The sequence below is a fragment of the Nostocoides sp. genome, from assembly GCF_035343835.1.
Taxonomy (GTDB): domain Bacteria; phylum Actinomycetota; class Actinomycetes; order Actinomycetales; family Dermatophilaceae; genus Nostocoides_A; species Nostocoides_A vanveenii.
Genome location: NZ_DAOQZV010000359.1, coordinates 1 through 2,204, shown reverse-complemented (window position 1 = coordinate 2,204; position 2,204 = coordinate 1). Strand labels below are relative to the sequence as shown.

Annotated in this window: 3 protein-coding genes and 1 pseudogene; 3 read left to right on the top strand and 1 reads right to left on the bottom strand. The window is 68.3% G+C overall.

Features of this window, described 5'->3' with window-relative positions; genetic code table 11:
- Both PKH97_RS16085 and PKH97_RS16080 read left to right on the top strand, forming a co-directional pair.
- The coding region (locus PKH97_RS16085; RefSeq protein WP_324388619.1) for an amidohydrolase family protein at window positions 1-619 on the top strand (619 nt) is incomplete at its 5' end.
- A 53-nt stretch (window positions 620-672) separates the two neighbouring features.
- Window positions 673-840: pseudogene (locus PKH97_RS16080) on the top strand (DUF1440 domain-containing protein); the annotation flags it as partial.
- Between the two features lie 291 nt (window positions 841-1,131).
- On the opposite strand, the gene PKH97_RS16075 reads toward PKH97_RS16080, so the two are convergent.
- The gene (locus tag PKH97_RS16075; RefSeq protein ID WP_324388620.1) at window positions 1,132-1,794 is read right to left on the bottom strand and encodes a hypothetical protein; all 663 of its coding nucleotides are present in this window, start codon (window positions 1,792-1,794) and stop codon (window positions 1,132-1,134) included.
- An 85-nt stretch (window positions 1,795-1,879) separates the two neighbouring features.
- Here PKH97_RS16075 and PKH97_RS16070 point away from each other — a divergent pair.
- A partial coding sequence (locus PKH97_RS16070; protein WP_324388618.1) for a nitroreductase/quinone reductase family protein occupies window positions 1,880-2,204 on the top strand: 325 nt, incomplete at its 3' end.

Genomic DNA, 2,204 nt, shown 5'->3' with positions numbered 1-2,204 from the left:
GCTTAACTCCTGGTCATCCGAGTTCGCTTCTCGCACACCGGATTGCGCGCACACGGCTACCTTCTATGCGGAGGCGGGGGCACCGGCATACGTGCTGGAAGCCGTGAATGCGGGTGCGGAAGCGTTCAAGGTGCACGTCCAGGTCGGGGGCTTCGATCCGGCCGATCCGGTGCTCGACCCCGTTTGGGGTCTGCTCGCAGAACGCGGCATCCCCGTCGTCATCCACGCGGGGAGCGGGCCGGAGCCCGGTCGGTATACCGGTCCGGACCCCATCCGCACGGTGCTCGCACGTCACCCGCGACTGACACTGGTGATCGCACACCTCGGGATGCCGGAGTATGCGGAATTCCTCGACATCGCTGCTGCCCATCCTCATGTCCACCTCGACACCACGATGGCCTTCACCGACTTCACCGAGGCGCTGATGCCGCTTCCGCGGGACCTACTGCCGCGTCTGGGCGATCTCGGCGACCGGATCGTGCTCGGCAGCGACTTCCCGAATATCCCCTACCCCTATCTCCACCAGTTGGAAGCGATCGAGCGCCTTGACCTCGGGCGTGACTGGCTGCGAGCCGTCCTATGGGACAACGGGGTTCGCCTCCTGGCCGCGCCGGGATGAGTTAACCGAGAGTTTGTGGGCGGTGCCGTCCCCGCCGCGCACACCCGAATGGAATGCGACGCCCGCAGAAGCTCCTCGAGCAACTCGGCCTGAACGCTGACACGGTCCACACCACGGTGACCTTCAACGGCAACGACTTGCCGATCTACTCCTTCATCATCCACTTCGCGTTCGCGATCGGCTTCGGCGTGCTCTATTGCGTGGTCGCCCAGTACTACCCACGAATCACCCTGTGGCAAGGCGTAGCGTTCGGATTCGCCGTCTGGGTGGTCTTCCACTCGTCCCGGCGTCGAGCTGACCCGCGGGTGCCGTCACGCCACGGTGATGGCCTGGCCGTCCGGCGAACCGCGCTGGGGCGTCGGGTGGACGCAGACGGGACGTCCCGGCCGCGAGCGACTAGGAGAGTCTCCAGGTCACGGCCCCGCGCGTCCATCTCGCCCAGTTCGCTGCCTTCGGCGTGGCCCTCGCCATGGTCAGGTGCGTGGTCGCCCGCCATGGCCCCACCCTCTCACTCAGAGGCGAGCAAGGAGGCCGACTTCGACACCGAGGTCGGCGATGGCGCGGGTCTGCCACGAGCGTGGCGTCAGGTGGGCGATGGCCTCGGGGTCGACGGCGCAGATGAGCAGTCGCCGGGGCATCGGGGTGACCACCCGGCCGATCCAGAAGAGCTTGACGGCTTCGGCGACCAACTCCGCGCGCTGCGCGGGGGTCGCCGGGCCCGCAGCTGTCCAGGCCTGCACCAGCACCGAGTTGTCGGTCGCGACGCCGTCGATCCCCACCTGGGCGCCGCTGGGATGACTGATGCGGCGCGGCGCGAGATCGAGACCGAGGCGCCGCCCGAGCTGGCCGATGACATCTCCGTTCGACGCGGCCGTCGGTGCTGTGGCTCGCGCGCGGGCCGGTGCGCGCATGACTGGCGCAGGCAGGTCGAGGTCGAGCATCGACGCGCTCAGGTCGTCGGGGCCGGAGATCAATCGGTTGACGATCAACCCGTGCGGGCCGGTGAGGCGCTCGATGATTCCCTCGGTGGCGAGCGCATGGCAGATGGTGTTGACCGTCTGCCGAGGACGCACGCCACTGCGCCTGGAGAGCTCGACGTCATCGAGCGGCCGCGTGCTCGTCCGGATGGCGGTGAGCACTCGCTCCCGGCGCGAGGCGAACATCTCGTTGTCCACGGGGCCAGCCTTCACCGCGACCGGTTGACCGCGCAACCCGGGGTCGGATGCTCCGTCAGGCGTCCGGCCACCCGTCGAGCAGGTGATGAAACTACGCAAGACACCCCTGGGCTGTCTGACGACGATCGGCGCCAAGAGTGGGGCGGAACGGACCGTGCCGCTACGCCTCTTCACCGATAGCCCCGACTCCTGGCTCGTGGTCGCCAGCCTCACTGGCTCACCGCAGAACCCAGCCTGGCTGCACAACCTGCGCGCCCACCCCGACCAGGTGCGGTTGCGTGTCGGTGCTGCCACCTTCACGGTCACGCCGACCACCCTCCCGCGAGCGGAGCGCGATGAGGTCTGGGAACGCATCGCCACGGAGGCGCCGGACTTCGCGAACTATCAGCGCAGCACCGACCGGGTCATCC